Source organism: Caenispirillum salinarum AK4, from assembly GCF_000315795.1.
Taxonomy (GTDB): Bacteria; Pseudomonadota; Alphaproteobacteria; order Rhodospirillales; family Rhodospirillaceae; genus Caenispirillum; species Caenispirillum salinarum.
Window position 1 is genome coordinate 1 of record NZ_ANHY01000027.1, and the last position, 20,351, is coordinate 20,351.

Here is a 20,351-nt window from a genome sequence, read left to right on the forward strand (position 1 = left end):
CGGCCGTAACTACGTTTGAAGGTGGGGAGGCCGGACGCTTACGATGCCCGTTCCCGAGGCTCATTTGTCGGAACCACCTGCAAGCCTACATCAGGGTCCGAAGAACCCTGCTAAGCTGACACGTACCTGCGTCTCTATTATTGCAGCCCGCTCGATGCCTTCCGCTGCCTCTGCGGTACACCTCGCCTCGTGCGAAATCGAATGCAGATCAGAGAACCGCCCTTTGCGCTGAACATGGCGCCCTACAATTTGGAAGTCCTGCGTGGCGCCATTGCCCCCGTGCCGGGCTATGAATCCCGATGTGCTGCTCTTCGATGAGCCGACAAGGGCACTGCGCCCGGGAATTATTTCGGCTGATATTTCTTTCTCAGCGATAGCGTTCAGACCAGAATCGGACGGTACGTGAGGTTTTCCGGGAGCACTCGACCAATGGAGCAGGACGGTATCGAAACAGCAATGCTTGAGGAATTTGAAGCGCTTGATTTCGGAGATCAGCGTGCCCAGCTCATTGCCGGCCGGATAGTAGTCGCTGATTGGCCTCTCTCCGACGAAGAAGGGATACTTACGGCAACGCTCGCGGAACTGATCGGCACCGGCCTACGCCGCTGCCCAGGTGCTTCTTGTCGCCTCGCCCTCCGAATTGGTCTTCGTATTCGAGGAAAGCAGGGTCGTCGCGGGCGGGATAGCTATCTCACCCCGACTTTGACAATCCAGTGCCATAGTGGAAACGGCGATTGGACGCCCATTGTTGTCGTCGAGGTTCTATCAGGGGCTGAGCGACGGGACGATGTTCTCGAGAAGATCGAGGAATACAAGTCTATTCCCACGGTCGCCGACATTTTGATCTTCGGCGCCCGGGAGATGTCAGCGTCACACCATCGTCGTGACAAGGGCATCTGGCTGAGCGCCTGCCGCATCACCCGGCCAACTGACATACTTTCCCTTGAACAGTGGTCAATTGAACTTAGGCTTTCCCAGATATATCAGGATCTGAGCACATAGACATCGCTTGATGAAGCGCGGATAGATTTTCCCAAATAATCTTCTTCCCTCTTTATCTTCGATTCACCGCGTCCGTGCGAAATATCTGAGAGTTAGGCCGTGTACTCATAAGCGGTCTTCACAGCGCCCCCTGATGCCTGGTTCAATTTTGGCGTTGCGAAAGCGGCTTCCGGCAATGCCGATTCCTGTTCTGCGGCGAACGGCGAACGGCGAACGGCGAACGGCGAACGGCTGGGCTTCGGCCGAAGAGCGGGAAGTTGCAACTGCTGAACGCGCTGCTGAAATCGATGAATCCGCTTGGTAGCGGAAAAAGCTGGTGTGCCCTTGTCGCCGGCTTGAAAAAGCGTATCTCCTCTCTGTGTGATAGTTGAAACACAGAGAGAGACGAGGCCATGAGATCAGTTAGTATTTATGATGTGGAAAAGGTTCGGGAGTTCCTCTCTCTCGCGCAGGGAAAATCAAGGGCGCGAGTTATTTCTGACGAAGACCTTCTTAGGGTTTCAGGAGAGGCGGAAAATCTTCTAGAAGCGATCGGTGTTCCAAAAGCATGTAGAATAGGCTTGGTCGTCGACGTCCGTACAGATGGCTACAGTGTTGGTCCCTGGGTGGCCATATGCTCGTTCGCCACCCTTAGGCGGTTCCGTGACGGATGGCGCCTGATCGCTTGCCACCGTTGCCTTAACTCGGACCGTGGCGGCTGGAAACTCCGCGGGCTACACGACAAAGCAATTGCCGGAATCTCAAGGTCCGTGAAGGCCCGCTGGCGCTAGCCGCAAGGGTTTTGTAGCCGGCCGTTAAGAGTTGACGGGCCGTTATACGTTCTTGGCTATTGCAGAGTTTTCTGCTTCGGTGAGCTTGGTGACCATTTCTAGGCGCGTAGATGGGGAGCGCCTATCGCGCTGCTGTGATACGGGCCGCCGTGCCATTCACGCGAGCTACGGCGGAACGCGGGCGACGGCCTGAGAAGGAGGTGACGTATCGTGGAGGTGTCTTACGCCTTCCACATCTCCCGCGAAGGAGTGATACGCCATGACCGACGATACCGTTGTCGCCCTGCGCCAGCCAGGGGAAACCGACGATCCGCTGACCGAGATTCTGCGCGCCGGGCGCGGCAGCTATTGGCACAAGCCGTGGAGGCGGAGGTCGTCGCCATGCTTGCCGAGCATGAACACCTGACGACGGAAGACGGCCGCCGGCGCCTGGTCCGTCACGGCCACGGCCCGGAGCGCGAGATCCTGACGGGCATCGGTCCCGTTCCCGTGCGACGGCCGAAGGTCCGCGACCGCGGCCCCGATGGAGTAGGCCGCATTCGCTTCACCTCTGTCATCCTGCCGCGGTTCGCCCGGCGCACGCGGTCCATCGACGCTGTCCTCCCGGCGCTCTACCTGCGCAGCCTGTCGAGCGGCGATTTCCAGGACGCCGTTGAGGCGTTGCTCGCTGGCAGCGTGACCTGACGGCCCGGCAGTACGTCTACATCTGGGCTGACGGCGTCAACCTCCAGGGCCGCCTGGAGGACGAGAAGCAATGCATTCTCGTCATCATCGGCGCCACGCCGGAGGGCCGCAAGGAGTTGGTCGGCTTCCAGGCGGGCTTCCGCGAGAGCGCGCAGAGCTGGAGGGAACTGCTGAACGACATCAAGGGGCGGCCTCGCCAAGGGGCGAAACTCGCCATCGGCGACGGCGCGGTGCGATTCTGGAAGGCACGCGACGAGGTCTATCCCGGCGCCCGTCATCAGCGCTGCTGGGTGCACAAGACGGCCAACGTCCTCAACAAGCTGCCGAAATCACGTCAGAGGGCGGCCAAGGAGGACCTCCACGCCATCTGGATGGCCGACGGCCTCACCGAAGCCGAGGCCGCCATGAACACCTTCGAGGCAAAGTACGGCGCGAAGTACCCCCAAGCCGTCGGCTGCCTGATGAAGGACCGCGTCTCTCTCCTGGCCTGTTAGGACTTCCCGGCCGAGTACTGGCAGCACGTGAGAACCAGCATCCAGGCGAACGACGCCGACCAATCCGCCGCCGCATGATCACGCCGTCACCCAACATTGGTCATAGCTCCATTCACGCACCCGCCGGCGGTTAGGGGTCCCCTGAATGTGCAGGAATCGCCCCCTCTCTCCGATCGCGAAAAGTTCAATATTAGCAGCTGTCTGCGAGTGATCGTGACGTGCGGCCGACTTCACCCACATGGGGTGATGACGGCCCCCGCTCACGATTTTCCGCTGGTGCCGCACGCTGCCGCACGCTGCCGCTCGCTGCATGGTCGCGTCATCACGACATCGGGCGGCCGGACGCCGGCAAGTAGCTGCTGCGTCCCCACGACAAAACGCGACGGAACTGGTGCTCCTATACATCATTTCCGCTACCGGCTTTACTTTTCCATGCTCTGATTAAGATCATATGAAGAACAAACGGAGTCTTCATATGATCAAATCAATCGAAGATCTGCTCACCATACCAGAGGTCGCCGAACACTGTCGCGTCGGCGAACGGACGGTGCGCTGTTGGATAGCGCAGCCGGGCGGTTTGCGGGCTATCCGCATCGGCCGGCTCGTGCGGATCCGCGAGTCGGACCTTCGCCACTTCTTGCGACAGCGCTCCAGATGACCTTGCGCGTCCCCCAGTCTCCGAAGCCGAAGAGCGCCCGCGCGGGCGGGGCAAGTGCCCCGCACGGGCGCTCAAGACAACGGAGATTTTCATGACCGCGATGTTCCGAGACTACGCCACGCTCGCCGACATCTACCGCGCAATCGAGCAGGACAAGACCCTGGCTCCCGACGCCCGCCGCCGGATGCTGAGCGATATCCGGACGTTTGGCCGGTGGATCGACGCGCCGCTGGAGGCAATCTGCTGCAATGGCGGATGGTTCCGTCGGACGACGAAAAACCTGCATCACGCGCGCCTCGGCGTGACGCGCGGGCGCTTCAACAACGTCATGAGCACGGTCCGCCGAGCGGTGCAGCAAGCCTCCGGACGGCGTGAGCATGCCGCCGCGCCGACACCGATCCCGGAGTGCTGGCAGGCCGCGATCAGCATGGTCGACGGCACCTGGATGAAAGGACGGGTGGCGCAACTCGCTCGCTTCTGCGCCGACGCCGGCCTCGGGCCGGATGACGTCGACGCGTCGACGTTCGACGCCTTCGTGGCGGCCAAGGCCTGCGGTGACCGACGTGTCTCGGCCGACCCGAAGACGGCGGTCGGAAAGATCCGCGACGCCTGGAACCGGGCGGCCACTGCGGTCCCGGAGTGGCCGTATACGCCCGTCGCCAAACCGCCGCCGGTCCGGCAGGTCTGCGTGCCGCTGCCGCCGAAAATGGAGGCCGAGTGGGAGCAGTTTGCGGCGGCCGAAGGCAACCGGCGCACGCACCTGCATGCGAGCCGCGGCGACCTGCGCCGCCGGTATCTCGTGGAGGACCCGGACGCTGAGTCACCGGAAACCGCTGACGACCTTAAACCCCTTCAGGGATCGACGTTGAACAAGCTGAAGGAGGCCCTACAGCAAACGGTCTCCGCCGTCATTGCGCTTGAGCCGGAGGATTCCGCTCATCTTAGCCTGACGACCGCCGCCTCACCGTACGGAGCGGATGTCCTTTTGGAATGGCTGGAAGCCCGCGGCATCGAGCCCTCGGAGCGGCAGATTACATACTGTAAAAGCCTGAAAAGCATCAGGAAACGGCTGGGTCTTCTGACCGGTTTTGACGAAAAGGAGTTTTCCCGGATCATCGCTGATTTCCAGGACGAAACAGGCGTGCAAACCGGGCGCATGACGGCGGCCAACCGGCGCCGGTTGGCGCAGTTCAACGACAGGCGTGTCCTTCAAACTTTTTTCGCCTGGCCGTACCGGCAGTTTGAGGACCTCGAACGGTCGCGGCGGGCCGGGCGGCCGGTTACAAAGGCGAAGGCGCGTTTGGCCGAAGTCGCGATCGCGCACCTGATCCTCTGCACACTGCCCGTCCGATCGCAGAATCTGAAGGCGATCGATCTTGACCGGCACATCATCATGCCGGTCAAGCGAAACGGCCCCGGCGTGTTGTACTTCGACGGCCGCGAGGTCAAGAACAAGCGGGCGATCATGGCCGAACTGAACCCGGAAAAGATGGCCCTGCTCAAGGCCTATATCCGCCACTACCGCCCCGTGCTGGTCGGGAATAAAGACAACCGCTTTCTCTTTGGCGGTCGAACGAACCGCTCGCCGCTGGCAAGCCTGCCCCGTCGGCTCACGCGCACCGTCTGGCGTCTTCTTGGGCTTGAAGTAACGGCGCACTTCTATCGGCACCTGATGTCCACAATCCTGTTCCGCTCTTCTCCGCGAGACTACCGGACTGTCCAAGGGCTCCTCGGGCACGCCCGGGGAAGCGAAAGCACCGAGATGGACGCGGAGTTCGAGGTCGAGTATGCCGCGCGCGAGCTTCATCGAGCGATTGAAGAAATTGACGCGAGGGCCGCCCGGAAGCGCACGAGGAGATCACGATGACGACCAAAGATCGAGGAATGAAGCGGAAGCCGTTCGCCGCGTGGCCGGCGGATCTGCAAGCACGCTGGCAGGGAAAGGAGCATTTAATGAACATGAGCCAGCCGTCGCGCCAGCGGTGTCTCCGCACGGCTGAGTTGCTCCTCGGCATGACGCTGGTCCCGCCGTCGGCCGAGGTGTGGCAGGCCTTCACGGCCGTTCTCGCGTCAAAGTACGCCCCGTCTACGGTGAAGACATACCTGATCGATGCAAGCTATGCGGTCCGGATCCTGTGGCCCGAGGATGATTGGGCGTGGCTCGTTGCGCAGCTTCGCAACCGGAAACGCCAGGCTGCGCCGGACTCCAGCACTGATATCGCTCGAGCGTCTTGGCCGGCGGCGTGGGAGGCGGCCTGGCAAGCGGCGGTAGCACCTCCGGACGGGGCATCCCGGCGCCGGCGCCTGCGCCGAATCTACAGAAGCGGCGACGCGGAGGCTGCCGCGGCTCAGACCGACGGCGAAAGCCGCGGCGATCACAACAGGTCGCCTCGACGGTGGAGCCCGCCTTTCCGCCGGCGGGTCATCCGCGGCGCCAACAGCTATCTCACGTTTCTCCGTGCCGACGGTCGAGCACTCGAAGTCACGCGGGCCAACATCGACGGCTACGTCGGCGAACTCGAAACACGCGGGCTGAGTGATCATTCGATCGCCATGCACATCGAGGAGATCGCTCTTCTCATGAAAACAGTCGTCGCGCCACAGGAGGACTGGAGCTGGCTCCAGGGCTTTGCCGAAGCCCTCAAGGCCGCGGCCAAGACGCGTCGCGGCAAGGCGGCACGGATCGTCTCCGTATCGGATCTGACCGCGCTCGCGGAGACGATGATGGCGGAAGCGCGCGCCGGCGTCGGTGGCGTTCAGGATGCCATCAGATTCCGCGACGGGCTGCTGATCGGTTACCTTGCTCTTATGGGCAACCGGCTTCGGAATATAAGCGAGATGGCCCTGGGCACGACCGTCGAGACACAGGGCGAGACAATCCGCGTCACGTTTGAAGGGACCAAGAACGGCAGCCGCTGGTCCGCGCCGTGGCCTGCCAAGTTCGAGCAAGCTTTCTGGGACTACGTGACTGTCTACCGGCCGCTGCTGGGGCCACAGGACGATGCACTTTGGACCGCTCGCGACGGCTTTGGCATGACCTATGGCGCGCTCAGTCGACGGATTGGCGACATCACCTTCGCAAGGATCGGCCGGCGGGTGTCACCGCACCTCTTCCGCGACTGTATCGCAACCCAGGCCCAGCGGATCAGCCCGGAAGCGGTGCGTCCGGCGGCCAAACTGCTCGGACACAGCGAGCGCGTTCTTGACTTGCACTACGGCCACGCGGAGTGCGTCGAGGCCTCGAAGGCGCTCGAGGGAGTCATCGGCGCCATGGTGCCGCCCCGGTTGTCGAGACGCGTCCGGTAGCAGCGCCCGCGCGCAAGCCGTTCGGCTCCGTGGTCTCGGCTTGTGGCCGATCTGCCGCCCCGCCCTGGTGCGGCGGCAGATCGGCTGCTGCCGAGAACACCGGAGAAGCAAAAGCAATGCAAAGAAAAATTAACATGGCGGCCTGGCGGACGGTCGACGTGCCGCTCGAAGCCGTGGCCGGCGCCGGGTGGCGCGCACTGAACAGCGTCGATCTTCAGATCGTCGCACTCCGCACGGCCTGGACTTTCGTCGCGACATCCAGAGCCTGTGGCCTACCGCGAGACGTCGCTGAAGCCATCAGCAACATCGTCGCCAATACGATCGCCGAGCGCCGTGGGGTCAAGCACTCGCGACACTGGAACCTGCTGATGCCCCCGTCGGAAGGAGCAGATCCTGACGATTTCCCAGTTGATCCTCTGGGCGTCGCCGTCTGGCCATGGCGCCAGCAGATCTTGGCTGCCGGCTGGGAAGCTGAGATCGCCGAAAAACCGTCGTTCATCGGGCCGGTTCTGCTGCTCGGGGTCTTCCCGAAGAGGGGTGCCGATGGAGCTCAACGGCAGCATGATTGCCGCGCTAATCGGGGGGCAGAACAATGACCGATGGCACGAAGGAACTGGCGGCGCTCGGGCGCCTCGTGAGAATCGCTCAGAGCGACACAGGCCAGAGCCGCCGGGTCGCGAACTTCCTGCTTTCATGGTGGAACGCGCAGTCCTGCGGCGGTTTCGATATGACCGATCTCTGGTCCGTCGACCGGGCGATCGCGGACGACATGCTCGTGGTCTTCCGGATGATCATGACCTTCCGGATCTACCCGACCGCTCTCGGCCATCAGGACGATTTCGCCGCGATCGTTGAACGCTGGCGGCCTGAGACTAAGGGGCCGCGCGAGTAACCGAATGTCATGGCACCGGCATCGCGGCCACCGGCCGTGGTGCCGGTGGATCATGTCCCAATAGGAGCCAGCCAGCTTCCTTTTGCTTCCGCACTACATCGCCGAACCAGAAAACGGACCCCCGCAATGTACACTCTGTCGATCGCCATTGATGACAATGGACGTCTGGACGTCGCCGCGACGTCCGTCGGACCAAGCGTTTCGCTCACGATCGTCCGAAACGGGATATGCACTGGAACCGCACGCATCGGTGATCCTGAAACGGCTACAGCCCTGCTTCAGATTCTGAGTAAGGTCATGGCGTACGTCGGCTGGGACAGTTCAGCCGAGTGAGGTTCCTGTTCGACGTCGAACAATATTGTCATGAGACACAATTTGCTTTCGGGGCTCAGCGTCGCCGCTCGTTCCGCGATGCACTTCCAGAGCGACCATATAAACGGCTCAGTCAGCGGCGGAGCGCTGGAGGCCCTTGAACCGCCAAGGGTTTGCCGGAGGCTCCAACTCCAGAGTAGGACGGAACCGTCATGGTCAAAACGACGAACAAGTATTCTCCCGAGGTTCGCGAGTGCGCCGTTCGCATGGTGCGGGAACACCAGGGCCAATATGAGTCCCGCTGGGCCGCGATTGTATCGATCTCCTCGAAGGTGGGCTGCGCCGCCAAGACGCTGAACGAATGGGTCAAGAAGGCCGAGATTAACCGCGGACAGAGGGCTGGCATTCCCACCGAGATGACGGAGAAGATGAAGGCGCTGGCGCGCGAGAACCGGGAGCTCCGGCAGGCCAACGAGATCCTGCACAAGGCCAGCGCTTATTTCGCCCAGGCGGAGTTCGACCGCCGGTCGAAGTCATGATCGCCTTTACCGACGATCATCGTGGGGAGCATGGGGTCGTGCCGATCTGCAAGGTGTTGCCGATTGCCCTGTCCACCTATTACGAGCGCTTGGCAAAGCGGGAGGATCCCTCCCGCCAATCCAACCGCGCGCAGCGGGATGCCGAACTGCGCCTGGAGATCAGGCGGGTCTTCGACGAGAACTTCCAGGCCTACGGGGCGCGCAAGGTCTGGCGCCAGATGCGCCGGGAGGGCTTCGAGGTCGCCCGCTGCACTGTGGAACGGCTGATGGCGACGCTGAGCCTCGCCGGTGTCCGCCGAGGCCGGCCCGTGAAAACCACAACGCCGCACACGGCGGCGCCATGCCCGTTGCGCGAGTTCTGGGCCCCTGCGCCGAACCGGCTGTGGGTCTCAGTATTCACTTATGTCGCCACTTGGCAGGGCTTCGTCTACGTGGCCTTCGTCATTGACGCCTTCGCCCGCCGCATCGTCGGCTGGCGCGTAAGCAGAACGGCGCACGCCGGCTTTGTCCTGGATGCGCTGGTGCAGGCTGTCCACCAGCGCCGACCGGCAAAGGGCGGCAGGCTCATCCACCATTCCGACAGTCAGTGTGTCCCGTCAGCCTTGCTGATCGGCCTGACCCTCGTAGCGACCGGCCGGTTAGCGTGGTTGGCGCCGCAAGGTGCCTCGTCGCGGTGTGACCCACACTCCGATCGACCACGAGCCGTGTCTTTCCTCGGACCTGTCGGCCGCCCGAGGCGCCTTGCGGCGAGGTTTCGCCTCGCCGGCGCATGTGACCCGAGAAGGGCCTGACGTTCTGTCGCGTGACTGTCTTGTCCGAGCGCCTTGCCGTGCGAAGCCGTCCTACAACCCCGGTTCAAGGGCTTCGCGGGAGAGCATGATGGCGCGGAATCAAGCAGAGGACGGCCGCCGTGTCGTCGGCGGCGTCGATACGCACAAGGACCTTCACGTTGCCGCTGTCGTCGATGACCGCGACAGGCTCCTCGGCACCGGCAGCTTTCCGACCACACGGCAGGGGTACCGCCAGATGGTGATTGAGCAACCTGAGGGATGGAAATTCGGCCTGAGGTCCCTCAGTCATCCCGGTTTTCCATGTTGATGTAGACGCGGTCGGTGGTGGCCCAGTCCTCGTCGATCTCGGCGAGGACGGCAGTGACGAGGCGCAGCAGCGACGCCTCGTTGGGGAAGACGCGGACCTTCTTCGTCCGCCGCTTGATTTCCTGCTGGACGGCCCGCTCGATGGGGTTCGACATCCGCATGCGGCGGCGGTGCCCCTTCGGCAGGGTGAAGACGGCGAGCCCCTCCGGGACATTCACCTCCAGCCACTCCGCCAGCTTCGGTGCCGCCTTGCGGTAGCTCTCAGCCAGGGCGGCCAGTTCGGCCTCGGCGGTCTTCAGATCCCTGGCGTTCCAGACGGCGCGCAACTCCTCGCCGATGCGCTTGCGGATGGCGAGCGTCGGCGCGTGGTGGATGGCGTTCTGGGCCAGGTGGAACTGGCAGCGCTGCCACGTGGCGCCGGACAGGACGGCGCGGCGAGCGGCACGCAGCCCGGCATGGTCATCGCTGACGATGAACTCGACGCCGCGCATGCCGCGGTCCACGAGGTCGTTCAGGAAATCCCGCGAGTGGACCTCCGCCTCGGACAGCGCGGCCGACACGCCCAGAAGCCGCCGCCGGCCGTCAGGACCGACGCCGATGGCCGACAGGATGGCCGCGTCGCGGACGATGCCGCCGTCGCGCACCTTCTCATACCGGGCGTCGAGGATCAGGTATTTCACCGGGTCGAGCCGGCGTGTGCGCCAGGCTTCCAGTTCTTCATCCAGCATGGCGGCGGCGCGGCTGACCTGGGTCGAGGACAGACTTTCCAGCCCGAATTCCTTCATCACCTTCGCGGCATCGCGGGTGGAGACGCCCTGGACGTACATCTCGGCGATCGCCGGCATGATGGCGCGCGAGGAGCGTCGCCCCCGTTCCAGGGACTGCGGAAAGAACGGCTCGTCGCAGCCCCGGCTCTTGGGAACGGCCACGGTGACGGTGCCGGCGGGCGTGTCCACCTTCTTCGGCTTGTAGCCGTTGGCGTAGCCCCGGCGCCCATCAGTGCGCTCGTAGGGGCCGGCGCCGAGGTGCTGGTCGCGCTCCATCCGCATGGCGAGATTGAAGAGCGCGGTGAACGCCTCGGCCATGCCCTCCGGCCCGGTCTGGATGAGCTGTTCCATCAGCGCGGCGATGACCTTACCCTGGGTGTCCTGCATCCGGTTCCTCTTTTTGGCGATTGAGAAAACCGGAATGGAGGGTAGCCCATCCGTGGGGCTCGCCCCACGGATGGGCACGCAAGTGCGCCCCCTCGAACAAAATTTCCAGACCTCAGGTTACACAGCCCCGCGGATCTGTCCGCCGTGGGGACGCCCTGCTGTCGGGAATGCTGCGCTGTGGTCACTGCGGGCGTCGCCTGCATGTCGCCTATAGCGGCACGGCGGGGTTCTGCGTCCGCTACAACTGCCGCGGCGCCCACCTCAACCATGGGACCGAGCACTGCATCTCGTTCGGTGGGTTGCGGGTGGATGCGGCCGTAGCCACGGAGGTCATGCGGCAATTGGCGCCCCTTGGGATCGAATCGGCCTTGGAAGCCGTGGCCCGCTGCCAGACCGCGGTCAGCGAGCGCTGTCGGCATCTGGAATTGGCTCTTGCCCAGGCACGCTACGAGGCCGATCTCGCGCGGCGTCAATACGATGCCGTTGATCCCGGCAATCGTCTTGTCGCCAGCGAACTGGAGCGGCGCTGGAATGATCGTCTCGTCGATGTCGCGCGGCTTGAGGACCAACTGACCGCTCAGAGCGGCGAGGATACGGGTGCACTGACCGAGGAAGAGAGAGCGCATCTCATGGCTCTGGGCCGCGATCTGGACGCCGCCTGGAACCATCCGGGCGCAACTACGGAAACCCGCAAGCGCATCGTCCGTACCGCGATCCACGAGATCATGGTCAAGGTTGAGGACGAGCGCATCAATCTGGTCATTCACTGGGCAGGCGGTGATCACACCCGCTTGGTCGTGCCGAAAAACCGGCCCGGGCATCACCGCTGGATCGGCGATCCTGAAACGGGCGATCTGATTCATCGTCTGGCCCGTCAGCAATCGGATGCAGCCATCGCCGCGACCCTCAATCGGATCGGCAAGCGGACCGGCCGAGGGAATACGTGGACAGAGGTGCGTGTCCGTAGCTATCGCAACGCCCATGGCATCGCCGTGTTCAAGCCGGGAGAACTGGCCGAGCGCGGCGAGTTGACGCTGGAGGAGGCTGCCGACCGGTTAAAGGTCAGCAAGATGACGGTTCTACGCCTGATCAGCGCCGGCACCATTCATGGATATCAGGCATGCAAAGGAGGACCCTGGGCGATCCCAGCACACCAACTTTCCACGCTGCCGCCTCAGTTGCGCTCCCAAGGCCGTCCGGTAACGCCAGATCCAGATCAGATTCCGCTGAAATTTTAACGACGTAGAAAGGTGGGCATCATGAGACCCGACCAGTCCCGCCAATGAAGATCACGTTGCGCTGGGTTGTCAGGAAGCCGCCGCCGTGCAGGTCGCGCAGCAGGGCCTCGTTGACCGGGCTGGCTGTGAAGTCAAAGTCGCCCAAGTCCTTGGCAGCCGGCAGCCTCGCCGCGGCAATCTGATAGCGGATGGAGCGGGCGGTCTTCTCGGCGACCTCGGCGGTCAGCAGGTCGCCGAGGACTTCCTGCACCGACCGTTGGCGGCGCAGGCCGTCACGCATGATGTCGTCATAGGCCGCCCGCATGCCGGACAGCTTCAGTGTCGCCATCAGCTTCAGGATATCATGCCGCTCCACGGGCCACCTCCCGGTCGCGCAGGCGATCGTACCGGGCACAGGCGGCCACCGGCTCATGACGCAGCGCTGGCGCGTTGAAGGCGGCTGGTGGCATCGCAGGGCCGATATCCTTGCCGCGCGAGAGAATGTTGAGGACGGCGTCGCGGCTGTGGAGCCCCTCCTTGAGCGCCTGGAGACAGGCCGCCTCGACGGCATCCAGGCCGTTCTCGGGGATGGCCGCCAGGATGCCGACGAACTGCCGGTCGGCATCGTCGCCACGGCCGAGACGGGCGCGCACCCGCGTCAGCCCCGGAGGCATCCGCCACTCCCGAAATGGTGCGCCGTTGCGCAGGGCGCCCGGCTTGCGCGCCAGCACCGGGATGTAGTGCAGCGGGTCGTAGACGGTGCGGTCGCGGCCGAAGGCGCGCGGATGCTCCGCGACCACCTCTCCGTCGAGCCGGGCGACGATCTTGTCGGCGTAGACGCGGATCTGCACCGACCCTCCGGCAGCCCTGGCCTTCACGCTGTAGCGGTTGCGATCGAAGCGGATCAGGCAGGTCTTGGACACACCGACGTCGCTCTCCCGGAACCCGTCGAAGGGCTGGCCCACGGGGACAAGGGCCGACCGCTCGGCCTCGAACACCTGCCACACCGTCTTGTCGCTGAACTCGGGGTGGCGGGCCGCCCGCGCGTAGGCCATGCACGCATCCTCCAGCCAGCGGTTCAGTTCATCGAGCGTCTTCACCTTCGGCCGCGGCGTGAACAGCCGGCGCCGCAGACTACCGACCTGGTTCTCGACCTGACCTTTCTCCCAGCCGGCCGCCGGCGTGCAGGCGGTCGGCTCGACCAGATAATGGCTGCACATCTGCTGGAAGCGGCGGTTGAACGTCCTCGCCTTGCCCACGAAGACGGCGTCTACCGCCTCTTCATGTTGTCGTAGATGCCGCGCTCGCAGGTCCCGCCCCAGAAGGCGAAGGCCCGCGCGTGCGCGTCGAACACCATCTCCTGGGCCTGGCGAAGGTAGACCCGCACGTAGGGCATGCGGCTGTGGCTCAGCCGAAGATGGGCGACCTGCACCTTGGTCGTGACGCCGTCGAGGATGACCCACTCCTCGGCCCAATCGAACTGGTAGGCCTCGCCCGGCAGGAACGTCAGCGGGATGAACGCTGCCGTCACCGGCGCCGACGACCGCGCCGCCGACCATTGCCTAGCGTACCGCCTCACTGCGTCATAGCCGCCGGCGTAGCCGTCCCGCTGCAACGCCTCGAAGATCTGGAGCCGGTTCAGACGGTCCCGCTTGCCGCGCCGCTCGTTCTCCTCCAGCAGCCGCTCCAGCGCGTGATGTGTGGCCCCAACTGCGGATAGTGCTGCCTGCTCCGCCGATAGCGTCCATCGGTCTCTCCCGACTTCAGGTATTTCGCCACCGTATCCCGTGACAGCCGCAGTTCCGCGGCGATCTTCCGCATGCTCTTGCCGCGCGCGTGCTCGCGCCGGACCCGACCGATCATATCCACCGTCAGCATCCCCTGCTTGGCACCCTCGTCTATCCAACCGAGGGTGGAAGTATGCCTGAGCAGGGTGGCCTACTTTTCGGCGCCTATTCGCCCCGCTCGTGGACTACTTTTCCACGCCGGTGCACAATCGGGCGCGTCGCCGGGAAGACGCAGGATCCGGCCGTTGCGCAGGCCGATCTCGACCCGCACGTCGGCGCCGGTGACGTGGTCGCCCTCGCTCTCCTCCTGCGCCACCTCGACGGCAAGGAAATGCGGCGCATCGGCAGCCACGATCCCGCTTTTCCGCACGTCGCGGCGCCACTGGTAAATGTTTTGCCGGCTGATGCCGGACACGCCGCGCAACGTCGGCGACCGTCGCACCGGCTATCCCGACCTCCGCCAGGATGCGCACCTTCTCCTCCAACGTCCAACGCCGGCGCCGTTCGACGCCCAAGATCTCCTGCCGCATGCTGCCTCCGTCGCTGACGTCAATAACGACGTCGTTAACGACATAAACTACATCTGGCAGACCAGCGGCCGGAAGGCGGCCCTGACCGGCCGGTTACCTTTCGCAGCCACCGCCGGCCGGAAGTGTTCGACGTCGAACATGATGCCCTATGAAAACTAACCGTCGTCGTTGAGGACTGCGTCGATGGACGCGCGCAAGGCCCGTAGATGGCCGCGATCCTGATCGCTGAGCGGCCGGCCTTCACTGCGAACAGTGCCGAGCGTCGTCGTCAGGCGCTTGAGGCGCCGCCCCAGCGCCGGGACGTCTTGCGCATTTTGGCCGAGAGCGCCCGCCGTCACGGGATCTTCAGACTGCTCAAGCCGGACCCTCGCGCGGCGGAGACTTGCGATAGAGGCGCCCTTTGCCACGAGATCCGCGAGGGCCGGCTGAATCTCGCCGGGCGCCATGGCAACCTCGAACAACGCCGACTTCGACGGCTCGGGCGACATCGTCAAGAACCGGGATAGCATCTCCGTCGGCAGCATTCCGACCGCGACCAGCTTCGTGATCTCGGCCCGACTCAGCCCCGTCATCTGGGCCAAGCTCTCGTCCGAACACTGGCGTTCAACGGACAACCGCCGGATCGCCATCGCCCGTTCCACAGCGTGCAGATCGACGCGTTGTGCGTTCTCGACAACCGCGATCTCGTCAATGTCGCCGGACATGCAGATCGCGCGGATCGTCGCTTTGCCGATCAACTTGTGGGCCCGCCACCGGCGTTCCCCCGCGGCGATGATGTAGCGGCCTTCTGCTGCCGGATCCCGTTTGACGAGGATCGGCTGGAGCAGGCCGACTTCGAAGATCGACGTCGCCAGCCCCTCAAGGGCGGACTGGTCGAACAGCTTCCGCGGCTGATCGGGGTTTGGTGTGATGGTGTCGAGCGGAATCTCGATGACGTTCATCTGCTGCGACGTCGCGACCATCCCCGTCGCGACAGCGCGCGCCGCTTCGCCGGACACCAGCTGGGATACGCGCCTCGCCGGCCGCCGGCTCATGACGCCACCTGTGCAGCTGTCCGGCGTTCAATGGCCTCGAGAACCTGGTCCGCGACGGTGTGGTAAACGTCGACACCGGGTCCGGCGGGATTGTCGGCGAGCGTCACAGAGCCTGCCGCTTCTGAAACGGCGTAAGCCGTGGTGTGGCGGATCGCGGGAAAGATGTGCGTCGCGTCGCCGTAGTCGCGCCGCAGTTCGTCCAGCGACTCCCGGTCCTGACGGATGCGGCTGCGTACTTTCGTCGGCAGAATGCCGAGCAGCCGCAGGTCGTGACGATACAGCCGCCGCACTTGATCGACGTTCGTTAGCAGAAGCGGAATGCCGGCCAAAGACCATGCGGCGGCTTCGGTCGGCACGAGCAGATACTGCGCCGCGAGCATGCCGTTCAACGTCAGTTTTCCCAGGTTTGGAGGGCAGTCGATGAGGATAATGTCAAAGCGTGGGCCCATCTCCTCGATCTTGCTTCGCAGCAGCAGTTCCGCCGCCGTCCGCCCAGCCAGTTCCGGCTCTGCGGCATCGACGTTTGCACCCGACGGCGCGATTGAAAACCCGAGCTCCGGGCATGGCCGGATGATGTCGACGAGCAGTCGGTCTTGCAACAGAACGTTGTAGACCGTCCGCCCCTCCCGGCCGGCCGAAACTCGGTCGATTCCGCCCGCCAGTGTTGCATTCGCCTGCGGATCGAGATCGATGACGAGAACAGAAAGCCCGCGCTGTGACAGCGCAAAAGCGAGGTTGAGGGAGGTGGTAGTCTTGCCGACCCCGCCTTTCTGATTTGCCACGGCGATGACGACCGGTTTAGCCGGCAATTCGGCATGACGAATCCCGTCCTCGCGATGATCCTCTGCTGGAAAAGGCTTCCCGTTGTCCAAAATTTTACCCTCCTGCCAAGTCGATACTTAATCAACTATGATTTTGCAGGTGGCGGGCAAGGTGGGGCGGCTACTTTTCGGAAGAAGGTGACGTGGAACATCGGGCAGCCACAGGACAATCAGAAGGCCGCCTGAGCGTCAACAAGCAGAGACCGCGGCCACCGAAAGAAGCTTACAGCGGGAGCGCAGATTTAATCGGCGCACCCAATTGAGCAGGTCTGTTGCAGGCGAGCACTACTTTGTCTGAGGCGACTTGACGAGCGTCATTCACCTTCAAGGCGATCCTGCACTTCAGTCACGAAGCGCGACGGATTGTGCTGCCCGTACATAAGATGGATCTCATGCCTCGCGCGCGTGAAGCCGACATAGAAGAGACGTCGGGCCTCGCGGAGGTCGTTCTCGGTAGCGTAGTTGCGCGGCAACCGACCTTCCTCCGCGCCGAACAGGATCACCACATCAAATTCGCGCCCCTTCGCGCTGTGCAGCGTCGAAAGATTGATGCGGTCGAGCCCACTGCCGATACCAGCGAACTCGGCTAAAGGGAAGTCATCGACGTCGCCGGCGGGGCCGATACGCGTGAGGAAGTTGTTCAACGTGACGTATTCGTCATCGAGCGATCGGGTGAGACTGACCCGCGACCGAATGATGTCATCGTGCAGAGCTGTCAGCCAATCGTGAAGGTCGACCGTTTCATCCCGCCGATCCCATAGCGCTGCTGTGAGGTCGCGCTGGAAGGCAAGCCGCTCATCCTCATCGGTTATGGCTTCATGAAAGAGCCTCGCACCTTCACTCACCACGCGAGACAACCGGGGCGCCCCCGATCGCCAGCCTCCGCAGCACCACATCGCACATTGTTCCAGCCATCGCATCAGCTTGCTGCCGCGCGGATACAGCGCGTTGCCGTCCGTCCGTATCACCGAGTAGCCATGTTCCGCTGCCGCGTTGGCAAGTTCATTGCCGAGGAATGCCGCGGGATATAGCGCAGCGATCTCACCAAGATTGATGTCGGGCCGGCGCTCGCGGATTTCCGGGATCAACTCCTCGATGAGATATCTTGCCTGCTCGGCATAGCCACCTGTGCAGGGGTGAAAATAGACCGTCCCTTCATGGGCATCGTGAGGCGCCTCGTACCCCCGCTCCTCCCCGAGCACATATTCAGACGCACTGACAATCCGCGATCCGCAGCGATAGTTGAGACCGAGGCGCAACGTCTCGACGTCATCGCGTTCGGACAGCCGCCGCAGCAGCTCTGGTGTTGCGCCGGTGAAGCCATAAATTGACTGATCGACATCGCCGACCGCGAATAACCGCATGCCCGCGCTGAAGCAGAGTCCCATCACCATGCGGTGGAGCGCGCGACCTAAGTCCTGATACTCATCGACCGCAAGGATCGGATATTTCGCCACCATCGCCGTCCGAAGCCATCTGTTCTCGGCAAGGGCACGCACCGCCAGGAGCGGCATGTCGTCAAAGTCAATCAGCCCGGCTGCGCGAAGTTCGGCCTCATACGCCTCGACGAACGCAGTAAGCTGCGGATCGAGCGTCTGCCATTCCGGCAGTTCCCGATTTAGGAACCGACGCCGATGACGGCCAAGCCGCATCTCCCAGTTCTGCGGATTCTCCGGGCCACCGATGACGTTGGCATGAGCGGCGGCCAAGGCAGCTCGAGCTTGCTGGCGATTCGCCACTGTGAATGAATCAGGCAGACCCAGTCCAGCTACCTTGGCGTAGGGCAGCAGAATTTGTGTAAGTGAAAATGAATGGACGGTTCCGATAAAGACGCGCCCGCCGGGCGCGATGCCAAGGGCCTCCAACCGGTTCTCTAGCTCGCGCGCACACTCGTTATTGTAGGTGATACACGCGATGCCGCGCGGCTCATCGACATCCTCGTTCAGCATTCTGGCAAGCTTGATCGTCAGCGTCTTTGTCTTACCGCTGCCGGGACCAGCTAACAGCACGCAGTGACCGGTCGACTGATAAGCCTGCCACTGCCTCTCATTTGAGCGCAGATCCTCTGCTGCCCTGAGATACAGCGAATGGTCAGACGAGGCCGATGACATGATTGATCGCTTCCTCGATATATTTGGGGACGAGCTTGCCGGTTGCGCGCGTCGCCAATCTTTGCGCGAACCGGCCTTTACCCATCTGTTCAATCATCTTTAGCAGTTCGTCAGCGTCGAAATCAGTCGGATTCGCTGCCAACGCGTTCAGTGTCGCCTTGCGTTTGGCGCTAAAGTTATGCTCGTGAAGGGTATTGATCATCTCCTGAGCGTAGTCACCCTCGAACAGCTCGGTCTCGAGCGTGCTCCAGTTCACAAAGATGCCGAACTTCTGGATTTCGGCGAATGTCTCGCCCCAGGTCTTTTTCTTCGTTATGGTTTTGATCACCGCGTCGGTGTCGTCACCGCCAGAGGCCTCATCGATGATCCGAACGAGCTTGAGCGCGCGATTGTAGGCGCGGGGGGTTTCGTCGACTTCGTCGTAATCGGTGATGACAGAGAACGGGATGCCCAGGGCACAAAGCAACTTCGCATAGGGCTGGAAGTTGGTCCCGGCGACCGAGCAGACCGACACGCCATGCTCGTCGAGCGAGATGCCCATATCCTCTGCAAATGCCGGGATCAGAAACCGCTCCGCGTCTCCTTCTACGAGGATGACGCCGCGGGCGAAGACCATATCCGCGCGGGTGACATCGAGATATCGCTCGAGATCTTCGGTGTCGGCTTTAGTGAAGTCTGCTTCGGCGACCGAATATCCCTTCGTTCCCTCGTTCGAGTGTGACCGGAGAAGCAGGAGCGACTCCAGCGGAGCGACGCTTGCGATATGCGGCGAGTGAGTAGTCAGAATGACCGAGAGCGGCACGGCGGCGGCCCCGCCAACGTCGCCATTGGCACCGTCCTCGCCATCGACAATCGCCTCAAAAAGATGCTTATAGACCAAACGCTGAAGGTGCGGATGGAGGTGCGCCTCCGGCTCCTCGATCGCGAGCAATGACTGGTCGCGTTTGTTGGCCGCGATCAAGCGCTGAAGATCGAGCAGTTTCAGCGTTAGGAAGATGAGGTTTGCCGAGCCGAGGCTGGCGTCGGCAACGCCGCGCCGCCCTTCGTCGATCAGCAGTCGGATCTGCCGATTAATGCGAGTGGCGTCGGTCGCGCTGAATCCGAGCGATGGATGGACATCCTGCTTTGATCCGGCCATTGCCAGAAACAGCTCTGCGATGCTGGCTTCCAGCGCCTTCACTTCGTCGAAGTCGATCGCCGCTGCGGTTGCCTCCGCGATCTTTTCGCTGATTCCTTTTAGCGCCTCCTTGTCGATGCCGACGAACGCATCCTCGACGAGAGGACGAAGCGGCGACCGGCGCCAAGCCGCAAGATCGCCCTCGGCGTCCCGAAGCGCCGGCAGCAGGTCCAGCGTGATGCGGCGTCGAAGATCATGGCCGAAGCGCTTGGCTTCATCCTCGCCGCCGAAGCAGACGAACGAGAAATCGTCGTCATTGGCCGGGGCGTGATCGAGGCTGGGCTGAGCACGCAATTGATATGTAAGACGAACTGTGTCTGGGTCATCGTCAAGACGATAATCGGTCAGCACCGCCAGAACGTCCAGATCTTCCTCGAAATCCTTGATCTCCACCGAGACAGTAATGGCGGTCTCGGCAGTAATTTCCTCCAGCCCGTCCCAGAAATCCGCGAGACCGAGCTGCCGGCTGCTATCGGACAGCGCAGGGTCGAAGATCAGCCGCAGGCCAAAGAGCAGATTGCTCTTTCCGACGCGGTTCTCGCCGACAATGACGATGTTGCCGCCAAGCGCAACGTCGAGGTCCCGGAAGTTGCGGAAATTCTCAATCCTGATTCGCGACAGATACATCTTGCCCCCTCCATCCACTCGGTAGCAGCCTATATCCTAACCTGTAGCATATTGGTACGACTTTCTTCCATCGGATGCAGTTTCCCGGTCATGCTCGCTCACCATATGGTGTCTGATAGCATTTGTCCTGTCCGAACCT

General features: G+C 63.0%; 15 protein-coding genes, 4 pseudogenes and 1 other annotated feature. Of the genes and pseudogenes, 11 read left to right on the forward strand and 8 right to left on the reverse strand.

From position 1 onward, the window contains the following. The first annotated feature begins 429 nt into the window (after nucleotides 1–429). From C882_RS24225 to C882_RS24230, 9 genes and pseudogenes are all read left to right on the forward strand, one after another. A complete protein-coding gene (locus C882_RS24225) occupies nucleotides 430–1,002 on the forward strand; it encodes a Uma2 family endonuclease (protein WP_083876103.1) in 573 nt (190 codons plus the stop codon). A 1,029-nt stretch (nucleotides 1,003–2,031) separates the two neighbouring features. Then, nucleotides 2,032–2,947: pseudogene (locus C882_RS20845) on the forward strand (IS256 family transposase); the annotation flags it as partial. Nucleotides 2,948–3,425: 478 nt separating this feature from the next. Then, the gene (locus tag C882_RS25855; RefSeq protein WP_043646961.1) at nucleotides 3,426–3,608 is read left to right on the forward strand and encodes a helix-turn-helix domain-containing protein; all 183 of its coding nucleotides are present in this window, start codon (nucleotides 3,426–3,428) and stop codon (nucleotides 3,606–3,608) included. A gap of 91 nt (nucleotides 3,609–3,699) precedes the next feature. Continuing rightward, nucleotides 3,700–5,475: a site-specific integrase gene (locus C882_RS20855; protein WP_009542674.1), complete on the forward strand. Its 1,776-nt coding sequence runs from the start codon at nucleotides 3,700–3,702 to the stop codon at nucleotides 5,473–5,475. Beyond that, nucleotides 5,472–6,914 carry a site-specific integrase gene (locus C882_RS20860; RefSeq protein WP_152415447.1) on the forward strand — a complete coding sequence of 481 codons (1,443 nt, stop codon included), beginning with the start codon at nucleotides 5,472–5,474 and terminating at the stop codon, nucleotides 6,912–6,914. The genes C882_RS20855 and C882_RS20860 overlap by 4 nt, the downstream gene beginning before the upstream one ends. Nucleotides 6,915–7,048: 134 nt before the next feature. After that, a complete protein-coding gene (locus C882_RS20865; protein WP_043646967.1) occupies nucleotides 7,049–7,510 on the forward strand; it encodes a hypothetical protein in 462 nt (153 codons plus the stop codon). Next, the gene (locus C882_RS20870; protein WP_043646969.1) at nucleotides 7,507–7,806 is read left to right on the forward strand and encodes a DUF7673 family protein; all 300 of its coding nucleotides are present in this window, start codon (nucleotides 7,507–7,509) and stop codon (nucleotides 7,804–7,806) included. The genes C882_RS20865 and C882_RS20870 overlap by 4 nt, the downstream gene beginning before the upstream one ends. A gap of 524 nt (nucleotides 7,807–8,330) precedes the next feature. Continuing rightward, a pseudogene (locus C882_RS25595) lies at nucleotides 8,331–9,238 on the forward strand (IS3 family transposase); the annotation flags it as partial. Next, nucleotides 8,612–8,728, forward strand: a sequence feature (AL1L pseudoknot). It overlaps the preceding pseudogene by 117 nt. A 298-nt stretch (nucleotides 9,239–9,536) precedes the next feature. Beyond that, nucleotides 9,537–9,689 (forward strand): annotated as a pseudogene (locus C882_RS24230) (IS110 family transposase); the annotation flags it as partial. A 40-nt stretch (nucleotides 9,690–9,729) separates the two neighbouring features. Here the strand turns inward: C882_RS24230 and C882_RS20885 are convergent. Further along, nucleotides 9,730–10,908: an IS256 family transposase gene (locus tag C882_RS20885; protein ID WP_009542677.1), complete on the reverse strand. Its 1,179-nt coding sequence runs from the start codon at nucleotides 10,906–10,908 to the stop codon at nucleotides 9,730–9,732. A 167-nt stretch (nucleotides 10,909–11,075) separates the two neighbouring features. Between C882_RS20885 and C882_RS20890 the strand changes: the two genes are divergently transcribed. Beyond that, nucleotides 11,076–12,146, forward strand: coding sequence for a helix-turn-helix domain-containing protein (locus C882_RS20890; protein ID WP_052000249.1), 1,071 nt, complete (start codon nucleotides 11,076–11,078; stop codon nucleotides 12,144–12,146). A gap of 19 nt (nucleotides 12,147–12,165) precedes the next feature. On the opposite strand, the gene C882_RS20895 is transcribed toward C882_RS20890, so the two are convergent. The 3 genes and pseudogenes from C882_RS20895 to C882_RS20905 form a co-directional block, all read right to left on the reverse strand. Next, a complete protein-coding gene (locus C882_RS20895) occupies nucleotides 12,166–12,501 on the reverse strand; it encodes an ATP-binding protein (RefSeq protein WP_009542679.1) in 336 nt (111 codons plus the stop codon). Next, a pseudogene (gene istA / locus C882_RS20900) lies at nucleotides 12,488–14,003 on the reverse strand (IS21 family transposase). The gene C882_RS20895 and the pseudogene istA overlap by 14 nt, the downstream one beginning before the upstream one ends. Before the next feature lie 94 nt (nucleotides 14,004–14,097). Further along, nucleotides 14,098–14,385 (reverse strand): hypothetical protein, encoded by a 288-nt coding sequence (locus C882_RS20905; protein ID WP_407637694.1) that lies wholly within the window; start codon nucleotides 14,383–14,385, stop codon nucleotides 14,098–14,100. Here C882_RS20905 and C882_RS25600 point away from each other — a divergent pair. Beyond that, complete coding sequence (locus tag C882_RS25600; protein ID WP_236262728.1) at nucleotides 14,317–14,601, forward strand: hypothetical protein; 285 nt, start codon at nucleotides 14,317–14,319, stop codon at nucleotides 14,599–14,601. The genes C882_RS20905 and C882_RS25600 overlap by 69 nt on opposite strands. On the opposite strand, the gene C882_RS20910 is transcribed toward C882_RS25600, so the two are convergent. The 4 genes from C882_RS20910 to C882_RS20925 form a co-directional block, all read right to left on the reverse strand. Beyond that, nucleotides 14,598–15,476, reverse strand: a complete 879-nt coding sequence (locus C882_RS20910) for a ParB/RepB/Spo0J family partition protein (protein WP_052000250.1) — start codon at nucleotides 15,474–15,476, stop codon at nucleotides 14,598–14,600. The two genes, C882_RS25600 and C882_RS20910, sit on opposite strands and share 4 nt — an antisense overlap. After that, complete coding sequence (locus C882_RS20915; RefSeq protein WP_052000251.1) at nucleotides 15,473–16,348, reverse strand: ParA family protein; 876 nt, start codon at nucleotides 16,346–16,348, stop codon at nucleotides 15,473–15,475. Before C882_RS20915 ends, C882_RS20910 begins: the two co-directional genes overlap by 4 nt. A gap of 263 nt (nucleotides 16,349–16,611) precedes the next feature. Beyond that, nucleotides 16,612–18,408: an ATP-dependent helicase gene (locus C882_RS20920; RefSeq protein WP_009542685.1), complete on the reverse strand. Its 1,797-nt coding sequence runs from the start codon at nucleotides 18,406–18,408 to the stop codon at nucleotides 16,612–16,614. Further along, the gene (locus C882_RS20925) at nucleotides 18,389–20,212 is read right to left on the reverse strand and encodes an ATP-dependent nuclease (protein WP_009542686.1); all 1,824 of its coding nucleotides are present in this window, start codon (nucleotides 20,210–20,212) and stop codon (nucleotides 18,389–18,391) included. Before C882_RS20925 ends, C882_RS20920 begins: the two co-directional genes overlap by 20 nt. Nucleotides 20,213–20,351 lie beyond the last annotated feature (139 nt).

Bases quoted from the DNA above. Each gene is read 5' to 3' on its own strand.
- C882_RS25600 (WP_236262728.1), top strand. From the start codon at position 14,317: ATGCCGGACACGCCGCGCAACGTCGGCGACCGTCGCACCGGCTATCCC.
- C882_RS20890 (WP_052000249.1), top strand. From the start codon at position 11,076: ATGCTGCGCTGTGGTCACTGCGGGCGTCGCCTGCATGTCGCCTATAGC.
- C882_RS20855 (WP_009542674.1), top strand. From the start codon at position 3,700: ATGACCGCGATGTTCCGAGACTACGCCACGCTCGCCGACATCTACCGC.
- C882_RS20920 (WP_009542685.1), bottom strand. From the start codon at position 18,408: ATGTCATCGGCCTCGTCTGACCATTCGCTGTATCTCAGGGCAGCAGAG.
- C882_RS20870 (WP_043646969.1), top strand. From the start codon at position 7,507: ATGACCGATGGCACGAAGGAACTGGCGGCGCTCGGGCGCCTCGTGAGA.
- C882_RS20910 (WP_052000250.1), bottom strand. From the start codon at position 15,476: ATGAGCCGGCGGCCGGCGAGGCGCGTATCCCAGCTGGTGTCCGGCGAA.
- C882_RS20885 (WP_009542677.1), bottom strand. From the start codon at position 10,908: ATGCAGGACACCCAGGGTAAGGTCATCGCCGCGCTGATGGAACAGCTC.
- C882_RS25855 (WP_043646961.1), top strand. From the start codon at position 3,426: ATGATCAAATCAATCGAAGATCTGCTCACCATACCAGAGGTCGCCGAA.
- C882_RS20925 (WP_009542686.1), bottom strand. From the start codon at position 20,212: ATGTATCTGTCGCGAATCAGGATTGAGAATTTCCGCAACTTCCGGGAC.
- C882_RS20860 (WP_152415447.1), top strand. From the start codon at position 5,472: ATGACGACCAAAGATCGAGGAATGAAGCGGAAGCCGTTCGCCGCGTGG.
- C882_RS24225 (WP_083876103.1), top strand. From the start codon at position 430: ATGGAGCAGGACGGTATCGAAACAGCAATGCTTGAGGAATTTGAAGCG.
- C882_RS20865 (WP_043646967.1), top strand. From the start codon at position 7,049: ATGGCGGCCTGGCGGACGGTCGACGTGCCGCTCGAAGCCGTGGCCGGC.